General features: G+C 43.3%; 13 protein-coding genes. 1 reads left to right on the top strand and 12 read right to left on the bottom strand.

Going from position 1 to position 24,087, the window contains the following annotated elements; translation table 11 throughout:
- Positions 1 to 39: 39 nt before the first annotated feature.
- The 12 genes from EZE20_RS17715 to EZE20_RS24090 form a co-directional block, all read right to left on the bottom strand.
- Complete coding sequence (locus EZE20_RS17715) at positions 40 to 2,148, bottom strand: RagB/SusD family nutrient uptake outer membrane protein (protein ID WP_132120128.1); 2,109 nt, start codon at positions 2,146 to 2,148, stop codon at positions 40 to 42.
- Positions 2,149 to 2,191: 43 nt separating this feature from the next.
- Positions 2,192 to 5,359 (bottom strand): SusC/RagA family TonB-linked outer membrane protein, encoded by a 3,168-nt coding sequence (locus EZE20_RS17710; RefSeq protein ID WP_132120126.1) that lies wholly within the window; start codon positions 5,357 to 5,359, stop codon positions 2,192 to 2,194.
- Between the two features lie 306 nt (positions 5,360 to 5,665).
- Positions 5,666 to 7,045: a glycosyl hydrolase family 28 protein gene (locus tag EZE20_RS17705; protein ID WP_132120124.1), complete on the bottom strand. Its 1,380-nt coding sequence runs from the start codon at positions 7,043 to 7,045 to the stop codon at positions 5,666 to 5,668.
- Positions 7,042 to 8,985 (bottom strand): family 43 glycosylhydrolase, encoded by a 1,944-nt coding sequence (locus tag EZE20_RS17700; protein ID WP_165933512.1) that lies wholly within the window; start codon positions 8,983 to 8,985, stop codon positions 7,042 to 7,044. The genes EZE20_RS17705 and EZE20_RS17700 overlap by 4 nt, the downstream gene beginning before the upstream one ends.
- Positions 8,986 to 9,001: 16 nt before the next feature.
- Complete coding sequence (locus EZE20_RS17695) at positions 9,002 to 10,489, bottom strand: sulfatase family protein (RefSeq protein WP_132120120.1); 1,488 nt, start codon at positions 10,487 to 10,489, stop codon at positions 9,002 to 9,004.
- Positions 10,482 to 12,413: a family 43 glycosylhydrolase gene (locus tag EZE20_RS17690; RefSeq protein ID WP_132120118.1), complete on the bottom strand. Its 1,932-nt coding sequence runs from the start codon at positions 12,411 to 12,413 to the stop codon at positions 10,482 to 10,484. Before EZE20_RS17690 ends, EZE20_RS17695 begins: the two co-directional genes overlap by 8 nt.
- 1 nt (position 12,414) lies before the next feature.
- On the bottom strand, positions 12,415 to 13,878 hold the full coding sequence (locus tag EZE20_RS17685; RefSeq protein WP_132120116.1) for a family 43 glycosylhydrolase: 1,464 nt from the start codon (positions 13,876 to 13,878) through the stop codon (positions 12,415 to 12,417).
- Entirely contained in the window at positions 13,875 to 15,785 is a 1,911-nt protein-coding gene (locus EZE20_RS24290) for a nucleoside hydrolase-like domain-containing protein (protein ID WP_228713864.1), read from the bottom strand. The genes EZE20_RS17685 and EZE20_RS24290 overlap by 4 nt, the downstream gene beginning before the upstream one ends.
- A gap of 132 nt (positions 15,786 to 15,917) precedes the next feature.
- Positions 15,918 to 17,465 (bottom strand): sulfatase-like hydrolase/transferase, encoded by a 1,548-nt coding sequence (locus tag EZE20_RS17675; RefSeq protein WP_165933511.1) that lies wholly within the window; start codon positions 17,463 to 17,465, stop codon positions 15,918 to 15,920.
- A 24-nt stretch (positions 17,466 to 17,489) separates the two neighbouring features.
- The gene (locus tag EZE20_RS17670) at positions 17,490 to 18,863 is read right to left on the bottom strand and encodes a hypothetical protein (RefSeq protein WP_165933510.1); all 1,374 of its coding nucleotides are present in this window, start codon (positions 18,861 to 18,863) and stop codon (positions 17,490 to 17,492) included.
- Positions 18,864 to 19,125: 262 nt separating this feature from the next.
- Complete coding sequence (locus tag EZE20_RS17665) at positions 19,126 to 20,685, bottom strand: sulfatase family protein (RefSeq protein ID WP_132120108.1); 1,560 nt, start codon at positions 20,683 to 20,685, stop codon at positions 19,126 to 19,128.
- 27 nt (positions 20,686 to 20,712) lie between these two features.
- The gene (locus tag EZE20_RS24090) at positions 20,713 to 22,266 is read right to left on the bottom strand and encodes a family 43 glycosylhydrolase (RefSeq protein ID WP_165933509.1); all 1,554 of its coding nucleotides are present in this window, start codon (positions 22,264 to 22,266) and stop codon (positions 20,713 to 20,715) included.
- Positions 22,267 to 22,685: 419 nt separating this feature from the next.
- Between EZE20_RS24090 and EZE20_RS17655 the strand changes: the two genes are divergently transcribed.
- Complete coding sequence (locus EZE20_RS17655) at positions 22,686 to 24,080, top strand: glycoside hydrolase family 27 protein (RefSeq protein ID WP_132120106.1); 1,395 nt, start codon at positions 22,686 to 22,688, stop codon at positions 24,078 to 24,080.
- Positions 24,081 to 24,087: the final 7 nt, after the last annotated feature.

Raw genomic sequence — 24,087 nt, 5'->3', positions numbered from 1 at the left:
TTTTCATCAGTTTGGTTTTTGAAAAAAAGCCTATACGTGTCAATAGCCAGGATTTTGATTTAGATTGGGGTTTCGGTCAATTTCCGATTTCGGAATCGGGAAATAGGTGTATTTTTCGTCAGGAACACGTAAGGTGTTTTGTCCAAAAGGAGTAGCCGTCAGGTCTCGATTGGTGAGCGGATTCACCGAATTGATGGCCGACTGTACCGCCGAAATCAATCGGCCATAACGTGCCAGATCAAAATAGCGGGCATTGGCTTCGCCGGCCAGTTCGCGCCAGCGCTCATCGAGAAGTTCTTCTCTTAATTCTGTTTGTGAAAAGGTGTTTGGATAATCAGGGACAAAGCCGCTGGTGGCTGGAAACTCTTTGAAATTACGAATCACGGGTGCAGCAGGTACTTCACGCAAACCTCTGAATGCCGAAATCTGGTTGTAATACTTCGTGAGCGTATCTGCCGCATTGGCCGTGAGTGCCGGACCGGGCCTATTACCCACCTTGGCCTGCCGGGAATATACATCACCATACGTTACTTTGAATGGCGAGTTATCAATAATGGTTTTATTAACGCTCAAATCGCTGTAATACACAAAATTACGGGCGCGATCCCGGACCAGATTGGCCGCTTCGATGGCTGAGTATTTTCCATCGACGGGTTTGGTCGTGGTGTTGCCGAGTTCGTTGGCGGCTTCGGCATACATCAGAAGTACCTCAGCATAGCGCATCACGGGGTAGTCGGCATCGTAGGTGGCGTCGGTATAGGTAGCTTGTGAAACAGGATTCCGACGGAACTTCACTAACTTAATGTTTGGCGTTGCTCCCGGTGTACCACCGCCCCAAATCAGGCTAAATGTCGTTTGGCCATTTGGCTGAGTAACCACATCAGCCGTAGAAGGATTGTTTCTGAACGCATTGACATCAGCGATGGTCTCAAACCAATAGGGACGTGTAAACTGATAGGGTTCCTGGGTTTTGAGGAAAATCTCACAGTTGGGACCTTGTCCGTTGGGGCAATCAGAAAGCGAGTTAGCCAGCCGTTTGTCGCCGTTTGCATCGAAGGTACGAAACTCACCATCTTCAAAAGTCCAAAAGCGTCGTACAATATCACCGGGTGAGTTTAGATCAAATGCCGACCAACCGTGGTCCGTTGGAAACGACCCGCCATTGGCACTATTCAGGGTTCCCAAAAATACCGTTGATGAAGCACCTGAGTTATTGACAAATCCTGAATTATTGCCAAGGATGTTAAAATTACCTTTGTCGGTTTCGTTAAATTCGAGAGTAAACAAAAACTCATTGGCTCCGGTATACTGCCTGGCGCGAATAAAGTTATCAGGAAAATAGGTTTTCAGATCATAAATCCCGCTGTTAATAACGACGTTAAGGTTCTCAATAGCCTTGGTGTAATGGCTCGAACCATCCCCCGTTTGGTCTCTGAATTTTTCAATACTGGCCATTTGCAGGTACACCTTACCCAACAGGGCATGTGCCGAGTACTTGTTGGAACGACCCCGATTAACATTTACAGGCAGTACATCAATGGCTTTGCCAAGATCGGCAGCAATGAAGTCGTACACCTTTATTTCCTGTTCCTTCATTTGTGTTCCATTGGAAACGGCATCAATGTCAGCAAAACTCTTGAAGAACTTCTCTATGATGGGCACATTCCGGTAGAGGCGCACCAAATTGAAATAGGACAAAGCCCTTGCAAACAAAGCCTCTCCGGCAATACGGTTCCATTCGGCGCGATCAGCAGCAGAAATATCCTGCTGTGCCAGTCCTGCTTCGGCTTTTTCCAGCACCAAATTAGCAGATGCTATGACCCGGTACTGCGCTGTCCAGATAACAAATGCTTCGCTGTCAGTAGCCTCCTGAGACATACGGGCAATAAAACTGCGAGCACCCGTCGTGCCTGGGTTTGGGACAGAGTAATCAGTTGGAAACCATGCCCAGTACACTGAGCCAACGAAGTTGTCGTTTCGCATGTTGATGTATACCTGCGTGAGCAAAAACTGCCCTTCCTGCGGGGTGGCCCCAAAAGTTTCCAAATCAATATCAGTTTTGATTTCCGGATTCAGAAAGTCCTCATTACACGAAAAGGTCGTAAGAACCACAAGTACGAGGGTAAGAATATGTTTGATTTTTTTCATGTTTCTTGCTTAGTTAATAGTATTGAGAGTTGGAAACCGGCAATTAAAATCCTATTTCAAGTCCAAGCATATAGAATTTGGAACGAGGATATGAGCCCTGATCCAGGCCTGGGGCAAGTTGCCGGTTTTGTCCACGGGCGGCGTTTACTTCCGGATCGTACCAGGAATAACGGCTCAACAAAAAGAGGTTTTGACCTGTGAAATTGATTCTCACCCGTTCGATTTTGTATTGTTTCGTAAATTTTGCCGGAATATTATACCCTAATCGGAGCGTTTCAAGTCGCAGAAACGAGCCATCTTCCACCATTTCACTGCGGGAGAAAGTAGCACCAACTCGGGTCGTATAAATGGCGAAGTAGCTTTGGTAATTCCGATCCTGGTTTTGACGGTTCCAAATTTGATCTACTATATTGTATTGCAGGTTATTGTCTCCCCGCAGGTAGTGCGCACGATTGAGGTTGTTGTTTACTACATCGTTGCCAAAGGACCATCTCAAAAATGCGTATAAATCAAAGCCTTTCCAGTTGAAGGTGTTGCCAATACCTCCGGTATGTTTGGGAAGAGTATAGGCAATTGGCACATACTCTTCGCGATCTATGTTGCCATCGCCGTTGAGATCATAAAAGCCAAATTCCCCCGTATTGTTATCCTGTACTTTGGGTGTAGAGTTGTAGCGTTCGATGTCGTTGTTAATCAGTCCATCCTGAATAGTACCATAGAACACTCCCAGGGGTTGTCCTACCCGTAATATCACGTCGTTGGGATTTGAACCCGTTCCAATCACTCTAAAACCGATTTCAGGTTGTCCGCCAAGGCTCAGAATTTTATTGCGGTTCCAGGCAATGTTGAAGTTGGTCCGCCAGGTAAATGTATTGGATTGAATATTGGTAGATTGAACCTCAATTTCTAACCCCTGATTCCGGATAGATCCCATGTTTTTGATGGCATTGTCGAAAGCCGAATAGGCAGGCAGCTGAATGTCCAGCAGCAGATCACGGGTAACGTTGCGGTACAGGTTGGTCGAAATTGCTAATTTATCATTGAAAAGCCCAATGTCCAGGCCCAGGTTTCTACCTTCGGTGGTTTCCCAGGTAATGTCTGGATTGGCAAACCGATCGCGGGTAGCAACTGCCGTTGCTACTGCATCATTGAACGGATATCCAACCGTACTGAGATTGGCCAGGGCTAATCCTGCATTAATCGGGATTTGGTTATTCCCCGTGATGCCATAGCCCACCCTGAGTTTGAGGGCAGACAAATACGTTTTGGAAAAATCCATGAATTTTTCGTCACTCACGTTCCATGCGGCAGACACTGCCGGAAAGAAGCCCCGTCGATTGCTCACAAACCGCGACGATTCGTCAATACGAGCCGAAGCCGTCAGGATGTACTTACTTTTGAAATCGTATTGCGCACGGGCAATGTAGGACCTGTCGCGAATATCAAAATAAGTAGGTATTGAGATAATGGACGACGCGGCCCCCAACGAAAACTCCCTGAGGACCTCTGTACTGAACTGCTCGTAACGGGTATACACTCTATTGCTGCTGTTTTTACGCAGCTCATATACCATGGTAGCGTTAATTTTGTGATCGCCAAAACTTTTATTGATGGCAATGCGGGGCTGGAGATTCCATCGAATGTTACGTTCTGCATCGATTTCGGCTCTGCCGCGTGTATTGGAGGCCTCCCGCAATATTCCTGACACAAAGAAGTTACGAGTGGTATTCTCTGGAATGAATCCACCTGTAAACGCCAGTTCAAACCAGTCCGTAGGTTTGATGGATAAATTCACAGTTCCCTGAAGCTGATCTTGATTTCGGGTAAGCTCAGTTTGTTGGAGTCGATATTCGGGACTTTCAGGACCCACACCCTGCCCGCCATTATTGATCAACCCTTCGGGGGCGCCCGTGATATTATCCCGGTTAATGAACGGGTTCAGAAACACAGATTGCGCCACAGCGTTATCCACCCGCCAGTCGCCAATGAGGCCGTTATAGGCGGTATTTCCATATTGCAGACGTAAGCCAACCGTCATAAATTTTGAGAGACGCTGATCAAGGTTGAGGCGGGCAGAAAGACGCCTGAATCCGGAGTTTATCAGGACACCGGTTTCGTCGGTGTAGCCCACTGAGGCAAAATAAGATGTACCCAATTCATTGGCCCCCGAGAAATCGAAGTTATAAATACGCTTTCGGGTATTTTGGGTAATCAGATTTAACCAATCGTTTCCATCGGTATTGGTAACCCCGTAGTTGTTTTGAAGTACTTCCTGAAAGTTCACGTCTGAAAAGCCCTCAATCGTTGGGCTGGCGAGCATTTCCCACATACCTGGAAAACCTGGCGAGAGAATAAACTGATTTTGGGCGTAAGAGCGGGAAATCTCGGCACGGTAGAGTGCATAGTCTTGCGGACTCAGGACGTTGAGGCGATTGGCGAAGGTCCCAATGCCTTCATTTACCGTAAAATTAATGCGGGGTTTACCTTTCTTCCCTTTTTTGGTCGTGATTACAATCACCCCGTTGGTAGCTCCTACGCCATAAAGTGCCGTAGCGGAAGCATCTTTCAAAATGTCCAACGACTCGATGTCATTGGGATTCAAGGCTGCCAAAGGGTTAAAAACATCGTTGGCAGAGGTAAGGTAAGGGATATTATCTATTACGATCAGGGGGGAAGTACCCGCAGAAATAGAAGCTGCACCCCGAATGTTGATATTGATTCCCGCGCCCGGTGAGCCGTCATTTGAAATAATATTGACACCGGCCGCTCGCCCCTGCAGAAGTTCTGTGGTATTGACCGGGGCAGTATTCTGTAAGGTAGATTTGTCAATTTTGGAAACGGCACCTGTAACATCTTTGCGAAGAGTTTCGATTCCATAACCTGACACTACCACTTCTTCCAGAGTATTGGCAGCAGCCTGAAGTGTTATTGTCAGCTCGGTTTGGTTACCAATTTCTACTTCCTGTTTCTCGTAGCCAATATAGCTGAAAATTAGGGTAGACGTTTTGGGAACATCAGTCGCAAGCTGAAATTTCCCATTCTGGTCGGTGGTTACTCCTTTGGTAGTACCTTTAATCAGAATACTGACACCAGGTAGACCCTCTGAGGTTTCAGAGTCAAGTACGGTTCCTTTAACCTGAGCATGTAAGGTAGCAGTACATCCTAACCATACCAGCAGGCATGTGCATAAGTAGTTGTAAATTTTTTTCATCGAGCTTGCTTACTTTGAATGTGTGTTCAAAAGTAAATTGATGCTCATGATTTGGTTTGTCTAAAACTTTGTAGATTTTGTTCTATTTTCCAAAGAGGCCTTGTAGTCTTAAAAATCGCATTTTCGCTCTGCTTTTTTTAAAATTTTGCGTTGATTTCGGGCATCCTGCCAGTAGATGCGGATTTGTCAGTGACCCAAAAGTGGATGGAACACTTTGGCTTTTGCAGGCTCGATGAATGCAGGTCTTTACGAATGGTCCCTATTGATTTAATAACTTTGACGATCAAAACTGGTATCATCGTAGTTTTAATCATTTCTGAGTCGTATGTCCTGAGTAGTATCGCCATCAATGATCAAAATCTCTGAAAGGTTTTTGACTTTCTTGTTTCCAAACGTAAGATTTTTAAAGGTGAAGTTACTGACCAAATGGTTTTTGTCATGCCCCATGATGAGGCTTTTGATTTTTTGAGTTCCCGTGTAAGAGATATTTTTGAAGGTCATATCGGCAATACTCCCTTGTTCGGGGTCCCATTTTCCCCATCTGTTGGGTTTGGTGATAACATGAAATACTCGCCAGTCCGAATTATCAATTCTTAAATCTTCAAATAAAAAATGGCTGATGCGGGCTTTCCCGCCATGCACGGCACAAATGACGGCGAGATTTTCGTTGTCCCACGAATGTTCCACCCTGATGATGTCATTATCAATAACCTGGCAGTTGCCAAAATCTTTGGTACCATTCCACGAAATCATAAAAGGAGCCCCGTTTTCCATTTGCCAAATGACATTTTTTCTTGCGATTGTATGGCTTGAATATAATTTGATGGCATCGTCATTGACCTTGAAGAAGCAATTTTCGATGACCGAATTTTCACCTGCCGAAATCCCATCCGTGCTAAACCACCAACCAAGCATTTTTACATTGTTTATGTCGGTTTTTTGTCCCGAAACAGAAATCATGTAGCGAGGTGCGTGAATGATGGTGATTCCTTCGAGCTTAACATTATTGACATTCTTAAAAACCAACATGTGATTGGCGGTGCGAGCAGGGTAGTTTTCGCCGGAAATAATGCCTCTGCCCGACATGGAAATATTCTCTCCGTTTTCGGCATAGAACTGACCTTTGATGTACGCACCACCCGAAATGTACACCTGTTTGTGGCTTGGGATTAGGTATTTATCACCGATTTCGTGGATTCCATCTCCAAAAAAAATGGTATTGGGGTCGTTTTTTGAGGGCACATCGGTTTCGAGTGGATTGGCAAATAGCAGCAAGGGGTGGTCAATCACAATCCCCTGCTGGAATTCAACCGAATAATGTCCTGCCTCCGAAAGTTCAAATTCTGCTACATTTCCTTTAATCTCAACTTTGATGTTTTTGTTTTTGGGTAAAATTTGACAAAATACGATAGTGCCATTAACCTTTGTAACCTGAACCTTTACTTTACCCGAAAAAGAAAAATTTATCCACCCCGTCGTTTTAGACACATTGGTGCTGTGCATCGCACTCATCGTGTAGACAAACGGCTGAAAGATTTGGTCCTGAAACAGCTTCACTTTGTATTCTTTCGAGGGATAAATGAAAGAGTTACCCGAAGAAATGTCTGCCGGGACACTGTATGTCTGAACCTCTGCAAAGGCCGCCGAACAGATGATTACGAATATAAAAAATACTAATTTCTTCATTTTAAGACCTCTATGATTTGTTTGATTTTAGCAATGTTCAGGTTTCTATCCCCTGGAAAATCATATTCCGTCAACCACCAATCTTCGGTAAAAGAGAAAGATTCATTGGGTTTCAGCACTTCAAGCGGACCGATCGGTTCAATTTCAACCATCGTATCTTTGTAGTACCAAATAGAAGAAGTAGCCGCCGTTACTTCGCCATAAACACGGTTGGGATAGATTGGGTATTTTTTGATAAAAAGCAGGTCGTTTGGTGCGGCATAAGCGAGCCAACCTTCTACGTTATCCATCACAAATTTGGGTTGTGACGGGGTATTTTTAATCTCAATGATGTTTTCTTTCACGTTTACATTGGGTTCAGCGGCAGGTTTGAAATCTATCCCATTGAAGGGAGGACGGTATATGCAATAACCTTTTGGATATCGACTTTTTGGGTTTTTGGGGACAAGGGCTATACCCCCGCCCACAGCGAAGGTTCGCCCCCAATGATTGCCTGAAATCTCTTCGTTTGATATATTTTTTACAAGCTGAGTACAACTCAATTGTGTACTATTGGCTTCCAAACGAAATTCCCGAACCATTTGAATTCCAGCCACTGAATCTTTTTTACTAGTAATTCTTACCGTTTTATTGTCAATTATTTCTGGTTTCCAGGCTCCTGCCCAGGTGGTGTTTCGTTTTGGTGTAACGGCCTCCGGTCCAATATCAAACCTTCCTGCTGAGGGTTGGGTAAATCCATTTTTTTCAAGGGTCCATCCGTTTTGGGTGGTATCAACGTACATGATATTTTTACCTGCTATTTCATAAATCAATACTCGTCCGCCCAGGTTTGGTTCAATTACAACCCTTACCTTCTCATTCTTAATTTCGAGACAATTCTCGTAGCCATGGGTACTCATAAAGCGGGTTGTGGTGCCAAGATTTATTCCTTGAAATGGACTTTTGGGGTTGTGAATTTTGATTTGGTCGTTTTCCCAATCGAAGGTATCTATGCAAAGGGCAGGCTCGGAGTATTTTTCAGAACTATGATACACGAGCCCAAATTTACCTTTTTGAAGTTCCACGACTTGATTAGAGAAAATCACCTGGGTTGGTGGTGCAAAGCCATTGATCGTTGGGTATTGGGCTTTGATACCCTCGTCGGCTTCGGCTTCGAGCCATGTATAAAGCGGATCTTGTACTTCACTATATTTTCCGTGAAGTGAATCTGCTGCATAGTGAAAAACCTTTATGATGTAGCCTGCATAAAACTGCGAAAATACCAGGTGAAATTTGCCATCTTTGACATAGAACTGGGGAGCATCGAGGTACTTATATTTTTCGCCCAACGATTTGGGGCCTAAAAACTCAGTTGGTTCGGAAAACGTTTTCCCATTTTCCAAATCAATTTTTACAGAATAGAATCGTCCATCCATCTCAAAAAACACGAATGGCTGTTTGTGTTCATCAAAAACCAACGTAGTATGATTGCTCTCAAACAACATTTTATCGGCGTTCAACACTTGGTAGGGGCCAGTTGCTGAGCTACTGACCGCTATCCCAAATCCCGTTTTTTTGTATGGGTTTTTCAACGAATTTCCACCATTGAAAATCAGGTAATACTTATTGTTGTAAGTATGTATTTCGGGAGCGTTGAAAATATCGTAGAACCAGGATTGTTTTGACAATTTTTTTGTGTCAATCAATTTCCCTGCTTCCTCCCATTTTTTTAGGTTATTGGATTTGTATAGGACCAGGCCCGCCACGTTTTTAGAATGGTTTTTGTAGGAAGTGCCCACCAAAAAGAACGAATTGCTTTCGGGTAACAGGTAAAAGTCTTTCATTCCATAGACATTGAGTCCCTCCCGAATGGGATTATTCCAAACTATTGGTTTCTGCTGCGAGAAAACCGTAGAATGGATGGTAAGGAAGCAGAGTGTTATTCTTAAAAAGTGTTTCATTGAATACAAAACATGTTTAAAATCTACCTGAATGATTAACCAAATGGGCCTTTTTGCTAGCCCCAGGCATTTCGCCTCGTTTGGTAGGTACAAAAGTTTCGTCATAGAAATAGCCCATCAGCCAATCATGATTACCTGGTGTGAGCCTGGCAGGTTCGGTATCTGCGGTTTGCTCCTGCCATTCATCTTTCAATGACCTCATTTCCAGTAATTTCATTTTATAGGCTGGCTTTTTCGAGACATCGTTTATTTGCTGTGGGTCATTTTTCAAATCATATAATTCTTCAAAATTTCTCGGGGCTTTAAAGTTGTCCATCTGTAAATTGGTCAACTCTCCCTTTCTCCACACCTTCACCAGTTCCTGAAAAGAACTGTCACGGTGGTTGTCGCCCGAAGTAGATTGGGGGTATTGCGGACGGGCATTGTAGATATACAGGAAGTCTTTGGTACGGACCATTCTTTCGTAGGCTTCATAGTCATGCCAGTTGTGCTCGGCAAAAGCGTAGGTACGGAATTTCTCCGCTGGGTTTTTCAATACGCTCAAAAAGCTTTTGCCCTGCACTGTTTCCGGAATCGGCAAGCTGGCAGCTTCAAGAAGTGTGGGCATGATGTCTATGGCACTTACGATTGATTCTGTTTTTTGATTCCTGGCAATGTTTGCACCGTCCCAACGTACTATAAACGGGGTTTTGATACCGTCGTCGTACAGACGGGTTTTACATCTCGGAAACGGCCTGCCATTATCAGCCATCACTACTATTATAGTATTTTTGAGCAAAGCATTTTCTTCCAAATGAGCCACGACTTTACCTACATACGCATCAAATCGGGTGATTTCGTCGTGGTATTGTGCAAAATCTTTTCTGGTAGCTTCTGAATCAATCATGTAGGGTGGTACCACCACTTTTTCAGGCTTGTTGGTGCCTGTATACTCGTTTGTTCCCCAAAGTCTGTGGGCATCGTGCGATGCAAACCACATAAAAAATGGTTTTTCTTTCGGTCTGTCAGCAATGCTCCTAACCCAGTTGTTTTCGCCACCATCGCCGTTACCACCTTCACCATCTTTTTTAGAATAAATCAAATCAAAACTGGACTTCATGGTGTTTCCCTGATGCCATTTGCCTGAAGAAACTGTAAAATATCCTGCTTTTTTGAGTTCCATAGCCAAATTTGGCAATGATTCCAGGATGGGCATGTGCAACTCAGCCGCACCCGTGTTGTGCGGATAGCGACCATTTAGGATGCTGATTCTACTCGGACTACACGAACTGGCGGTAAGAAACGCATGTTGAAATTGTACGCCAGATTTTGTCAATTTATCGATGTTTGGCGTTGATACAGCTTTGTTTCCATAACAGCCCAAATCATTCCAGCTGACATCATCAGCAATAAAAAATACAATATTGGGGCGGCTGGACGTCTGAGCGATGCTTTTGTCTGATGTTGCCGTTATTACCAGCAACAACAAAATGCCCCTTAACCTGAAAGAGATTTTTCTATTCATTGATTTTTATGGTTTGCGGAGTATAACTCGGATTTGATTGCAGGATATTCCCTTTTTCATCAAAATCAATCGGGTCAATCACCAAAAAAGGTTGTTCTTGTTTGCCCGCTTTGGGCTGCATAATACCATGACACGATAACCAAAACCGTCCGTCGGGTCCGACAAAAATTTCATTATGGCCTACCTGATTAAATGGACTGTTGGAGTCGCCCTGCCACACAAACCCGTTTTTCTCACAAGCCTGTTTGCTCATTGCCCCGTAAAAAGGATTGTTGGAGGCTTTCGTCCAGGGCCCGGAGATGCCTGGAGCGGTGGCATAGCCAATTTCGTAGCCTCGTGTCCAACTCGAATAAAAAAGATAGTAAGTGTTCTGACGCTTGACAATATACGCACCCTCAATTCCGATGGCATCCCACTCATAATATTTTTTGACTTTTGATATAGGCCGACCGTCATAGCCCGGAACTTTCACGATCTCGCCTTTGTGGTTGGTTTCATAATCTACTTTCGCGGGCCTGATGGCTGATTTTGGTTCGGTCAAAAACCTGCCATTTTCTAAATCCATTTGAGCGTAGCCTATTCCAAACTCACGTCCACGGTTCCAAAATGCCCATACTTTGCCATCAGTATCTTCAAAAAACGTCAAGTCATTGCCACTCCCGAGCGGTTTTTGTTCGGTGATGATTTTGTAGGGACCTTCGATGCGGTCGGCTACTGCATAGCCAAACCACTGCCCCGTGTGTCCAGTAAGATCATTGTTGCAGTTGAAAGTGGCATAGTATTTCCCTTTGATTTTCTGGATTTCGGGTGCCCAAAACCTGCGATAGTACCATTTGGTAGAGTCTCCACGCTCTACCACCCATTTCACAAACTCCCAATCCGTTAAATTTTTGGAGCGATACAACACGACGCCCTTGTTGAGATTGCGGCCGGTTTCCTGCCTCGCCCAATGCGGGTAGGAGGTACCGGTCATGTACCAATAGTCTCCATCACGCAAAACCTGGCAGTCCCTCAGCCCGTTGGGGTCAATACCCGACTTGATAGGGTTTTGGTACTGAAAGGTATTTTGAGAAAGGTATTCCTTCGGAATTTCATTTATTGATCTGACCTGAATGTTCCTGTAAAACAACTCGGCCCCCTCTGATTGTAGAGCAATTGTGCCTTTTTTGAGTGGTACAGGTTGTCCGTTTTCTATTTTGCGAGAATTAAAAAGACGCATCACTACTTTTCCGTTCACAATATGGATACTGCTATCGCCCCAGCAAATCACCTCGACGGTATTCCACTCACCGTGTGGTTTTTCAATCTCTAAATCGGTGATGATGCGTCGCTCCGACATTTTTTTGGAGAAAATCTGCGTGCGAAGCGGAGCATTGGGACGATAAGCCCACCAATCCGAAGTATCAGTCTTGATGGCAGGGATATCTATCGTAACCTCACCCGTTGGCCAATAATCGCCAATATCCCCTTCTTGAATCTGGCATTCTTGGGCAGGATGCCAATTGCGTTCGGTGCTGCCTTGTTGCCCAAAACCATGATATAGCAAACCAGCATCACGCACCATATTCTGACGTGGGTGCCATTTTTTTAGACCCCACTTAAATTCTAATTTGATGTGGTAATTTTCAAATTCTTCGTTAAAAGTAAGTGTACCAAACACCTGACCGCTTACATAAATGGCGGGTTGTCCATCTTCATTTACTATGCGATACACATTCAGTGGGTCGTTGTTTATACCAATGGCTTTGGTGTATTTTCCATTGTCGTCTTTGGGTAAATCTATGCCTTGATTACTCTGATGAGGCACACCCAAGTATTTTGTCCATCCATTAAAGGTCTTTCCGTCGAAGAGGCTACGCCATTGAGCGTTGGCCTCTACACAAATGAGAAGAAAAGTGATAAGAATAATTTTGTTCTTTAACATGTCAATTTGGATTAGGAGACCCAGCTATAAAGCATATGTTCCTGATGGTGGCTTTAAAATCCGGTGTTACATTTTTAAAAACCAAATACACATCGTGCAGTCCTTTGGCTTCTCGAATTGCTCTTGTTTTTATTCCATCTTGGGTAACGGGCACTGTTCCAATTACTTTGCCATTCGGCGAATCAAGACGAACTTCTACCGAAGCACTACTGGACACTTGATTGGCTTCAAGACGGAAATAGTAATACCCCGAGCCTAAATTTATTTTCTTAAACACCAGAGGTTCTTTTGGGCTAACGATTGATTTGGCTTCTTTTTGGAGCATGATCTCATAGGGCTGGCTAACGACCACTTTGGGTACTCCTTCTATGGTTTGTTTGACAGGAAGAATCTGTCCTTTTGAGTTAAAATTGATTAAATCGACACAAACAGACCTTTGAGTCCAGGTTCCAAAATCATTGAATTTATCTTGTCGCCACGATGAAAGGGCAGAAGTATGATAAAACAAATAATCTTTCCCATGAAATTCAACCATACCTACATGGTTTGACTGGGTTAGTCGCCAGGGCACATAGTTTTTGTCTTTGTATTTTGGCCCTTTTTCTACATTTACCCCCAATTCATAATTTACGACACCTCCATAAGTATAGGGTCCCAAAGGCGACTCAGAAACACTGTAAGCAATTTCAGATTTATCACGAGCAGAATCATCCGGATTGTTGGGGTCAATTTTATTCCCATATTTTGTGTGGTACGAAATATAGTATTTATTCTCTTTTTTGTGCATCCAAATAGCCTCCATGAACCTATCGGTGCCTAATTCTAATTTTGTGGTCTTTCCTTCCAGCTCCCTCATGTTTTCTTTGAGTCGAGCTATTTTTTCCTGCCCCCACAAGAGATATAGAGTTCCGTCATCATCGCTGAAAACGGCGGGGTCGATGCCTTGCGTACCTTCAATTTTAGATTTTATTACTTTGAAAGGCTTATCCAATGCTGAACTTTCTGCTACACCAATGTAGGATTTTACTACTGGTTTTCCGTTTTGGTTTAAGCTATCGGGATATAAAATCCTTACGGGAAAATATAAAAAATACCTTCCATGCCGATAAATCATATCAGGTGCCCAGAGTGCCCATTTTTCTTTTTGTACATCAACATTGGAAGGTCTCACGTCAGCTATGTTTAATACTTCTCCATGGTCGGTCCAGTTTACCATATCACCGGAAGAAAAAGTGTGGTAACTGTGCATGGTAGAATACCCTCCGCCATTTTCCGAATCAACAGAGGTTACCATCCAAACCTTACCATCAGGCATAACATGAGGAGCAGCATCTGCTGTGTACATGTGTTTTATGATAGGATTGCCATAGGGATATGGGGTAGTGTTTGAGTTTTTCTTTTGTGCAAAACAGAAGTTCTGAGTAATTGCAAAAAGAGTAAGAAAAATAAAGTTTTTGTTCTTCATTTGTTTAGGTCCATGATTAAAATTCCGTGTCCAATTCCCGTAATTTCATCTAATTGAGCATATTGAAATGCGAGTAACTTTCCATCGGGGCTTACCACTGGATTACTGGCCTTGAAATTTTCATTATCGTTGAAATAAGTGAGCCGCTCCATTTTGCCTGAGCCGTCTAACAGTAAGCGATAAAGGTCAATTAAATTCCAACTTTTGTAGTTTTTATATTTTGGCCTGTGTCGGTTACTTTCAACCAATATAGATTTGCCGTCTGGAAAAATAGTTTCGGGTTCATCGTACCTATCCGGCCTCTTCGAATAGCTTTTTATTTCACCTGTTTCAAAATTGAATCCCATTACCTCTGCTTCATAAATGATACTTTCAAAGTGGGCATTAAATATAAGCTCATTGTCAAGGGTGGGCCTAAAATCTTGCGGTTCGAGTTTCCAATCTTTGACAGGTTCGGGTAAATCTTTTTGCGAAAACAAGACTCTTTTATTAGCCAACTTTGGTTTTCCATCTTCATAGACAACCTCTGCATAGTACATGTTGGGGTCTTGCACCCAGGCGATTTTAAGTGAATTTCTGGATATGGCAATCCCTTCTTTTAGGGTAATACCGAGTGGCGTTGGCGGTGATTTAAGGTCTTTTTTCAATATCCATACTTGGCAATTCTCTGGTTTTCGTGCTTTCCAGGGGTTATCTTTTTCAAAAAAATCAGCGCCTGTGAGCAGATAATCGCCATTTGATAAATAATGGACCCTCTGAAAACCATAATGATAGAAGTGTTGGGTGAGTGGTTTAATTTGCTTCGTTTGGAGGTCTATTTCATAGGCATCTCCAAAAGTTTTGTTCATGAAAGCCACTTTCCTGCCATCGGGCGAAAAAGCTGCCCTTTCACCAAAATCGGTAAGGCGGGTAATAGTGTTTGGTAAAAAATCAGGGTGATGAATGACGCCTACTTTTTGGGTATATCCATCGGGATTAGTTACGTAGCCTGCAATTTTTGACCTTCTTAACAGCTCATTATGAATCTTGTGCGACCAGGTCGTGAATTTTTCTTCGTTAGCCTTTTCTATTTCAGGGGTGTTGATTCCATTAGATTTAATGTCATTTAAACTTACGCCCCAATTACCCAACAATGCCCAATAGCTAGCGGCATCCGAATGGTCCACGCTGTTGTGGGCAAACTTTCCCTCTGCAAATATTTTTCCTACGGCACTGGTTTTGAATTGATTAAAATAAGCTTCCCCTTTTTGGCTTCCACTTACTATCCCATGCTGACCAATGGCTCCGCATTCATAATAGTCAATTTTGCCTTTTTTTGCCATATCTTTCATATAAGCACAGGCAGCTGCATCTTCCCGGCAATTGGCTACATTTTCTGGCTTATCCATACTTCCCTGATGCCAATACGAACTCGTCCAATGGGCAATGAATCTTAGCTTTTTCAATACTTTTTGATTGCCTGTGGTGAGGCAGTGTTTTACCAGAATGGCAGGTTCGGTAGTAGAACCCCAAATCAGTACATTGATAATGTCTTTTTCGGTCTTGGCAATTTTTATTAGATCAGTAATTGATTTGTAAGTGCTTAAATCTTCATAGTTTTTGCTGGTCTCAAATCGTTCTGCACTCTCTTTAATGCTTGATTGTAAGAAAGTTATATTGGCAGGATACCCTCCGATAAACTTGTTTAAATTAACAACATCCTGTCTGTACGCATCTCCAAAAAAAGTATTGGCCCAGGCGGCCTGGTCCGGCGAGGTTTTATGTTCTTTTCGATGCGTACTGCCTACCACAATGCCTTTGGTTTCAAACTCATTGGCCATCAATAAATAGCCAGCCATTGCCGAAATATCATCGGGATCATTGGCAGAGCCTTCCTTTTCCTGCCCTTTGATGTTCCTGTCGCTCATGTCTGTGTAAATCCAAACGTTGGGTTTGGATTGAGCAAGTGAAAATAGCGGGAATAGCCCAAAACAAAGGGTAAGATTGATTACAATACTTTTGATGTTATTCATGTTTAGTCAAGATTTTAATATGCGACTTTACTTTGCTGACTTCTCCCAAGGCATCAATTTCATATTGTTAGGTCTTAAAGCCTCGATTTTTTGTTTGGTCTCGATAGCTAACTTTTGCTTCCTCTGAAAATCCTCCTGTGTTTCGCCAGGATTCCAATACCATGGATGCGGCTCGTGGGCCGTTTTCAGGTAATCTTCTATTTTTGTTACCACATCAGGATAAAACGCTGCCAAATTCCGCTCACAGGTTTGGTCTTCTTCCAAAAGGTATAATTGAAGGGGCTTATTGGGGTGTTCACGGTATCCAAACCATGCCCCCATCCGAACGGATTGCTCGTTGTTTTTAAAGAAGTAAAACGGTCTTTCTGTGGGAATTTTTGAAACCTGACCAGTGAGCAGGGGCAGAAGCGAAAACCCGTCAATGTTTTCAGGAGCTGATGCTTTTATAAAATCGGCGAAGGTAGGAAACAAGTCTATCAACCAAACAGGTTGACTCATTGTCTTTGCCTGAGATTGATTGGGCATCCGAATAAAGAGCGGTATTCGCATACCCGCTTCCCGCACCGTAAATTTTCCCCCATTGAATGGTCCTTTATTTTGAAGCCATTTGTCATCTTCCCATCGTGGCATACCGTTAGAATCTTTACCAGGATTATGCATAGCGTAGCCATTATCAGAAGCAAAAAGTATCATGGTGTTTTCATAAACACCTTCATCTTTTAGTTTTTGAATTAGCTTACCCACAGAAATATCCAAACGCCTGACCATCGCCCCCCATTCTCTCGACCTCAAATCCATGTCTTTGCGGTCTTTTAAATCTCTTAAATCATCCACAATTTGTGGACCGTGTGGCAGATTGGTGGTGTAAAACAAGAAGAAAGGATTGTTTTTGTTGGCAGATATATACTCCAATGCCTCTCTGTCAAACTCATCCACAGCATATACGCCCTTGTTTTCGTTGATGTATTTTAGTTTTCCGTCGGCATCATACATCCCTTCATAGTCAAAGCTTTTAGGGGCTCTTTCTTTGTCATAAAGTACTTCCAGGTTAAAGGCATTATTGGTAGGGTAGTCAACTTTTTTCCCATTTCGATACAGGTTCAAGGGAAAAAACGAATGCGCTTCATAATGGTCATAGTAGCCAAAATGATAATCAAATCCTTGTTTTCTGGGGTCACCAATGCTGTTTGGATAACCAAGCCCCCATTTCCCAATCACAGCGGTTTTGTAGCCGTTTTGTTGAAGCATTTTGGGGAAAGTAAGGGCGGTGGCGGGTAATTCTTCAAACCCTCTTGCACTGGAATTGATGCGAATTGGACTCCTGCCGACCTGCAATCCCGTAAGCATGCACCCGCGTGATGGGGCACATTCGGGAGCCGCAGCGTAGGCTTGGGTAAAGCGGGTGGAATGAGCCACTAGGGCATCAAGATTTGGTGTTTTGTAATTGGTTTGCCCATACGCACTTAAATCCCTGAAACTCAAATCATCAGAAAAGATGAAGACGATGTTTGGTTTTTGGGCAGAGACCAGGTTGTAAAAAACACTCAATACTAGTACAAAAATGGGCTTTTTCATGTTCATTATTCGTTTTGGGTACTGTCACTTATTTTGTGATTGACAACTGATGGTTAATTCTTTTTCAGGCACTGAATTCAGCTGAATATTTTCCTTTTCCAGGCACTTGCCATCGATTGTTACATTCGATAGAGCAATCCCCAGAAGTTTGCTATCTTGTTGATTATCAAGATAACTTTTTTGAAAAAGTCCCTGGCTGATAGTTATATTTTCCAAACGAAGGTTTTGCACGGTAGCTCCCTGATCATTCAGCACACCAATCAACTGATGCAGTCCCTGATCGGCGTGTACATTTCTGATGGTAATAGTGCTGATTGGCCTATTGCTCCCCTTGCGTAGATTGAGAAGTGCCGAATTGCTTACGCCTGCCTGTTTATTGACCCAGCATTTTACAATGTCTATGTTTTCTGCGAGGCAATTTTGCCCGCTTTGTCCTCCCCAGCTCAGTTGAAACGGAGCACCATTGTGTTGTTGATAAAGTACCAAATTGGCGGCTTTCTGATTTTTGCCATAGAGTTTTACATTATCATCAAAAACCTTCATGAAACTATTAGTTATCCGGGAGTCATCGCCGCCACCCCAGCCGTCGGTTTGATGATACCAGGCAAAAAGTTTTACATTGTCAGTTTCGACTTTACTGCGACCTAAAATGCAGAATTTTACCGGGTCGGTAATGGTTATTCCTTCTATTTCGAGGTCGGTAATTACACCGTAGATGGACGTAAAGGGAATGTTTTGGGCATTGGGTTTTCTCTCTGAGCTACGGGTAGTAAGGATACCTCTACCTTTAATGGCGGTTTTTAGAGGTCCATCTTCACAATAAAAAGTCCCCCAAACGATGGCGCCGCCTTCTACGTATAATGTTTTACCGTTGGGTACTTTAAATTGTAATCCTACCTTATGCACTTTTCCTGCGTCAAACCAAAGTACATTTGGATCATTTCTATTGGGTTTGTTTTTTTCAGGAGCATCCGCAAAAATGAACAGCGGGTGTTCCTCCATACCCTCCATTTCTATCAATAGTTTACAGGGAGGGGCAATTTTCAGCCGTATTTCATCGCCTAGGATGGAAGGTTTTATCCCCAAACGGGCAGGATAGACCCGTGGATTTTCAATACTGCCCTTTCGTTTTTTTAGTACTACTTCTATTTCTCCTGTTGCTTCAAAAGTGGTCCAGTGATTCCAGTCGCTTTGCTGTTCGGGCTTTTCAAAATTAGTCTGACTACTGTAAACAAAGCTTTCGGTTAATTGGTCTTTTTGAACCACAAAAACCTGATACTCGGCTGATTGAGGTAAAAATTCACTACTGTTTTCAGGAAATGGATAAACCGTGGTTTGTGCCTTTACCTGGCTACCTGCCAGCATTGCCAGCAGCATCCACCAACTTTTTCGTAGCATAGGATTTGGTTTTAAATGCATCCTCAAAAATCTAAAAACCCTACGACAACGCTATGTCGTAGGGTTTTTAGATTTAGCTGTATCGTCTGCTTTATCAGGCAAATCCAGGAATTTGACTTAGTTGGCAGGCTTTTCTTCCATTTTCAAGCTTTAATGGGCATTGGCAGTAGCTAAATAGCCACCGATACACTATTCTGCTATCAGGGCCAAATACGCACACGAGAAATATCCAAACTGGTTCAACAGGTTTTGCAGGATTTTTTTAGTCTTCTACCGGCTCCTTCTCAAAATCACTCTCATTGACCCATCCGAGTTTAAACTTTTCGCCGTTCATAAACCGCTCATAAAAACCGTTGATTTCCGCCCCCGGATACTGTTCGTACAGGTGTCCATACCCTTGCATTCTTAAATCTCCTTGTGCCAAAAGTTTGGCTTCCATTTCTTTTTCCATTCTTTTTTTAATCCCCTGATAGGCAGGATTCTGAGCCAAATTCGTGACACAATCGGGATCCTTGGCCAGATCGTAGAGCTCTTGGGCAGGTCTTTTGCCAAATGATAACTTCCAGAAATAGGTATCAATCCCTTTTCTACGATTTGCCAGGAGCATGGTTTTTATGGCTCCGCCGTCGCAGTTCAAATATCCAGTTTCAGGATTACATGCAGGCCAACGGTCGGGTTCGTAGTTTTTTAAATACAAAAATCCGTTTTTGTGCATTCCGCGCACAGGATACCCCACATCTTTGGGTCTGCCAAAATCGTGGCGCTCCTGACCTACAAGTTGAAAATTCCGGGTAGCGTCAATTTGCCCGCTTTTTTCCGATTTAAAAATATCGAACAGGCTTTTGCCTGACATGGGCCGCATCCCGGATTTTTGTGGTTCGATACCTGCTGCTTCCAGAAATGTAGGGGCTAGGTCAGTCATATTTATGTAGTCGTTCACCAGACGCCCGGGGTTTTTGATGCCATTTTTCCACATGACGGCAAAGGGAACATGGTTGGCGTTTTCGTACTGATTTCCCTTGACCCTAGGAAACGGCATTCCGTGGTCTGAGGTAAAGACAATCAGCGTATTTTCCAATTGCCCGGCCTCTTCCAATGTTTTCAAAATTTGCGCCACGTGACTATCCATGTATTCAATTTCCAGGGCATAGTCGAGCAAGTCGTGGCGGGTGGTGTCTGAGTCAGGGTAATAGTCGGGGATTCTGTCCACCATTGTCAGTTTTTTACCGCCTTTGGCTACACCGCTGCCGTATTCGTAGGCTCGGTGTGGCTCAGTAAATCCTAGCCAAAAGGCCCAGGGCTTGTCGCCTGATGCTTTCAAAAATTCACCAAAATTTCCCGCGTAGTTATTGTTGGAGATTTCTTTGGTAGGTGGGGTGGTTTTGAGAGCTAAAAAATCTTTTATCAACAATTCCCGCTTGCTGCCGTCTTCTTTCAATGCCTTGCCGGGAGCGTAGCCTTTGCCGGTATAGCCTACAAAATAACCGTTTTCGTGCAGTACTTCGGGATACGTCTTGAAATAGTTGGGAAAGAAAATCGAATGATTCATGGCGGCATCCAACTGCCACGGATTCCTGCCTGTGAGCATACACGAGCGTGAGGGAGCGCATTTGGCATTGGGAGTGTAGGCATTTTTGAACAAAATCCCCTCTTTGGCTATTCGGTCAAACGCAGGCGTATTGACCCATGTTCTTCCGTACGCACTCATGTCAAGTCCGGCATCGTCGGCTACGATGTAGAGGATGTTTGTTTTTTGTAACGGTTGTTTTTTGTAGGATGAAAAAACGATAAGCAGGACAAGGAAAACGAATATTTTTTTCATGGGATATGGTACAGCAAAAGGGTTGATTTACTTGAATTCCAGCATTTTTCCCAATTTCAGGGAATTGTTTTCTTCGGTGATTTCAAAAAACCTTGCCCGAATATCACCCGAGTTGGGTTGATGAAGCGTTAGTATGAGTTGTCCTTCAAAAGTTTTGAAAATCATTGCATGCCCACCGTCTTTTTCAAATAATCGCTCTTTTTGAATCCACTTGCCAGACAGTTTTCCAGTAGCAGATTCTGCCACCCCCACGGCGTAGCCTTTATCACCAAAACTTGACCATAACATCAATAATTTACCACTTTTGGTACGATAAAACCAGGGGCCGTCGGTAATGTATCCGTCGGTATTCCACGCCTTTACATTTTCTAATTTTTTGACCCAGGTAGCATTGGTGGCCTTGAACAAGGTTCTTGGTTTTGCTTTGGGTTTGGATAAATCTTCTGTCAGAGCAACCATTTCCATCGTTCCATCAATGGTTTGAATCCATTCATGACAAAAAACCATGTAGGGCTTACCTTTTTCAATAAAGAGCGTTCCGTCCAACGCCATCCAATCGCCGGGGGTTTGTGGTATTTCTGAAAGCGGTTTAAATGGTCCGGTTAGAGAATCCGAAACCAAAATCGCAGTTCCTCGCATCGCAGTTTTTGCCGATGGATTTTTAGCAGTCAATGACTTATCGGGGTGGGTAAAAGTAGCAAAAACATAGTATTTCCCTTTGTAAAAATGAACTTCCGGTGCCCATACGCCGTGTTTTTCTGAGGGCCACCAATTTTGAGGTGTTTTGAAAATATACCTGGGTTTCGACCAGTTTTCTAAATCTTTACTTCGATAAACCACCACGCCATTGACCGCATCGGGCAGATGTTCAGATTTGTTGGCAGATGAATACATAAAATAGGTTTTGGTGCTTTCATCGGCATAAATAAACGGATCTCGAATATAAATTTGAGAACGTTTGAGTGTTTCGTTGGGATTGAAGTTTTTATCAGTTGTCAGGATAAATTTGTCGAACTCAAAGCCATCTTCCCGCATCGAAAACTGTATGAGATGCTCGCCTGTTTTGTCAATATCCAAATAGATTTTGAAGGGTTCACCACAGTGATTTTTCTCGGTTCGTTGCTTACTTGCCCAGGTCCAGACATTTTTACCTTCGCACCATTGCATTCGTTGTCCAGATTCAACCCACTGATTATCAATGCCAACATGAAGGCCGTTATCTTCGCTTCCTGTGGAATAGGCTCTTACCCACACGTAAAATCTACCAGTTGTCGTAAAATTGACTTTATAACTCAAAACAGCCATTTCTCCCGCCTTATTGGAGAAGTTTTCACCGTTGATTAGCTTGTCATCGTGCGTAACCCGGGTATCGGGCAGACATTCGAGGTAGGTGTTTTTCCCAGCCGATAGTGCATGATTATTTGACGATTGAAGCGTTATTTTTTCCCAGCGCCGTTTTTCGGTTTTGGATTGCTCAATATAATCTTCGGCTTCTACTTCCACGAAGCCGTTTGCTTCGATGGGTATTTGCTGAGCGAGTGTCGTAACACTCCAAAATAAAAGAAAAAGTAAGTTTTTCACGAAGTAAAATTTTTAGCAAAATAACTATATGCAACGGCTATGGCATGGTTAAAACATTCACAATCTTTGTTCTAAAAACCAAATTATTCCAAAAATACCCTTCTGCAAAGAAAACATTACTGGTTGATCGGGACAGTATAGAAAGCTCTTTTGAAGTGAAAATGCATGTATTTTGAAATCGGGAGTCTTCGCTATTTTTAAACTAGCCTATTCTAAAATTTGGCACTGCTGAACAAAACCTAATCGCGTGACTTTCTGATCCTGATTCCTGCCTTTTGCTTGATTATAAAAACCCAGTTTGCCGTAAAATTAAGGGTACAGACATTGACCGTACGTTACAGCCAATCCATTAAACAATAGAGCAAGAAAAAGTATGAGTTCGAAAATACCTTCGTATCAGGTTTTAACTCATCTTTTTTATGTCAAAAAATAGTTGCCTTTTATTTCTGTTCATGGGGGTATGGAGCGTAAGCATCGCCCAAACTCCTTCTGCACAACTTGCCCCAACGCCTCCGATGGGTTGGAATAGTTACAATGCCTTCGGTGCTACGGTTGAAGAGTCTGAGTTTCGGGCGAATGCTGAATATGTAGCAAAAAACCTTAAAAAACACGGATGGAACTACGTCGTGATAGATTTTTGCTGGTGGTATCCACATCCTCCTGGTAGTAATCAGAGCAATCCACCACAGTTTAAACTTAAATCCGACGGCTCCCTGGTCCCCTATTTTGGGATGGATGAATACGGTCGGTTGATGCCCGATGTACGTCGTTTTCCCTCATCGGCGGCAGGCAAAGGCTTCAAACCCTTAGCCGATTATGTTCATTCACTGGGTTTAAAGTTTGGGATTCACGTCATGCGGGGCATTCCCAGGCAAGCCGTTTGGTACAACACACCCATCATGGGTGCTTCGGGCGTAAGAGCAAAAGATGTAGTAGATACTACCTCTATTTGTCCTTGGCTCAATACCATGTGGGGCGTAAATATGAGCAAAGAGGGCTCACAAGAGTATTATGATTCTATACTAAAACTTTACGCCGATTGGGGTGTGGACTTCATCAAACTGGACGATACCGATTTGGATGAAAAATACCCGTATCGTCGCCAGGAAGTAACAGCTTTTCATAAAGCCATTGAAAGTACAAACCGCCCCATAACGTTGAGTCTTTCGCTCAACATGAAGTACGAAAACCGCGAACACGCCAAAGAAAATGCCGAAACGTGGCGAATTTCAAAGGACTACTGGGATTCCTGGGAACAACTGGAAGAGCAGTTCGCGCTCTGTGCGCAATGGGCGCACGTGGCTGAGCCAGGCAATTGGCCTGATGCCGATATGCTGCAATTAGGCAAAATTGCGAAAAGAGGCCCGGTTGGCAACGAGCGGTATAGCCGCTTTACGGAAGTTGAGCAGATTACGCACATGACCCTTTGGTCAATCTGCAAATCTCCTTTGATGTTTGGGGGGAATTTGCCTGAAAACACCGATTTTGTAACTAGTTTAATTACCAATGACGAAATTATTGCCGTCAATCAGCGAGGTGTTTCACCCAAAGAAGTGTATCGAAAAGAGGAAAAAATAGTTTGGATGTCCAAAGTACCAAACTCAACGGCCATCAACCTGGCTTTGTTCAATCACGCCAAAGAGACCAGACATGTAGAGGTAACCTTTGAGCAGTTGGGTCTAAATCCCAAAGCCAGATATACGGTACGTGATTTGTGGAAAAAACAGGACATTGGCGTGTTTAAAGGGACTTTTGCGCAGGAAATTAAATCTCACGGCGCGGGGATGTATTTAATTACTGAGGCAAAAAAGTAAAGTTTAG

The organism is Arundinibacter roseus, from assembly GCF_004348825.1.
GTDB classification, from domain to species: domain Bacteria; phylum Bacteroidota; class Bacteroidia; order Cytophagales; family Spirosomataceae; genus Arundinibacter; species Arundinibacter roseus.
The sequence above is the reverse complement of the archived record's forward strand: the minus strand, read 5'-3'. Positions and strand labels throughout refer to the sequence as shown.

Bases quoted from the DNA above. Each gene is read 5' to 3' on its own strand.
- EZE20_RS17715 (WP_132120128.1), bottom strand. From the start codon at position 2,148: ATGAAAAAAATCAAACATATTCTTACCCTCGTACTTGTGGTTCTTACG.
- EZE20_RS17710 (WP_132120126.1), bottom strand. From the start codon at position 5,359: ATGAAAAAAATTTACAACTACTTATGCACATGCCTGCTGGTATGGTTA.
- EZE20_RS17705 (WP_132120124.1), bottom strand. From the start codon at position 7,045: ATGAAGAAATTAGTATTTTTTATATTCGTAATCATCTGTTCGGCGGCC.
- EZE20_RS17700 (WP_165933512.1), bottom strand. From the start codon at position 8,985: ATGAAACACTTTTTAAGAATAACACTCTGCTTCCTTACCATCCATTCT.
- EZE20_RS17695 (WP_132120120.1), bottom strand. From the start codon at position 10,489: ATGAATAGAAAAATCTCTTTCAGGTTAAGGGGCATTTTGTTGTTGCTG.
- EZE20_RS17690 (WP_132120118.1), bottom strand. From the start codon at position 12,413: ATGTTAAAGAACAAAATTATTCTTATCACTTTTCTTCTCATTTGTGTA.
- EZE20_RS17685 (WP_132120116.1), bottom strand. From the start codon at position 13,878: ATGAAGAACAAAAACTTTATTTTTCTTACTCTTTTTGCAATTACTCAG.
- EZE20_RS24290 (WP_228713864.1), bottom strand. From the start codon at position 15,785: ATGAGCGACAGGAACATCAAAGGGCAGGAAAAGGAAGGCTCTGCCAAT.
- EZE20_RS17675 (WP_165933511.1), bottom strand. From the start codon at position 17,465: ATGAAAAAGCCCATTTTTGTACTAGTATTGAGTGTTTTTTACAACCTG.
- EZE20_RS17670 (WP_165933510.1), bottom strand. From the start codon at position 18,863: ATGCTACGAAAAAGTTGGTGGATGCTGCTGGCAATGCTGGCAGGTAGC.
- EZE20_RS17665 (WP_132120108.1), bottom strand. From the start codon at position 20,685: ATGAAAAAAATATTCGTTTTCCTTGTCCTGCTTATCGTTTTTTCATCC.
- EZE20_RS17655 (WP_132120106.1), top strand. From the start codon at position 22,686: ATGTCAAAAAATAGTTGCCTTTTATTTCTGTTCATGGGGGTATGGAGC.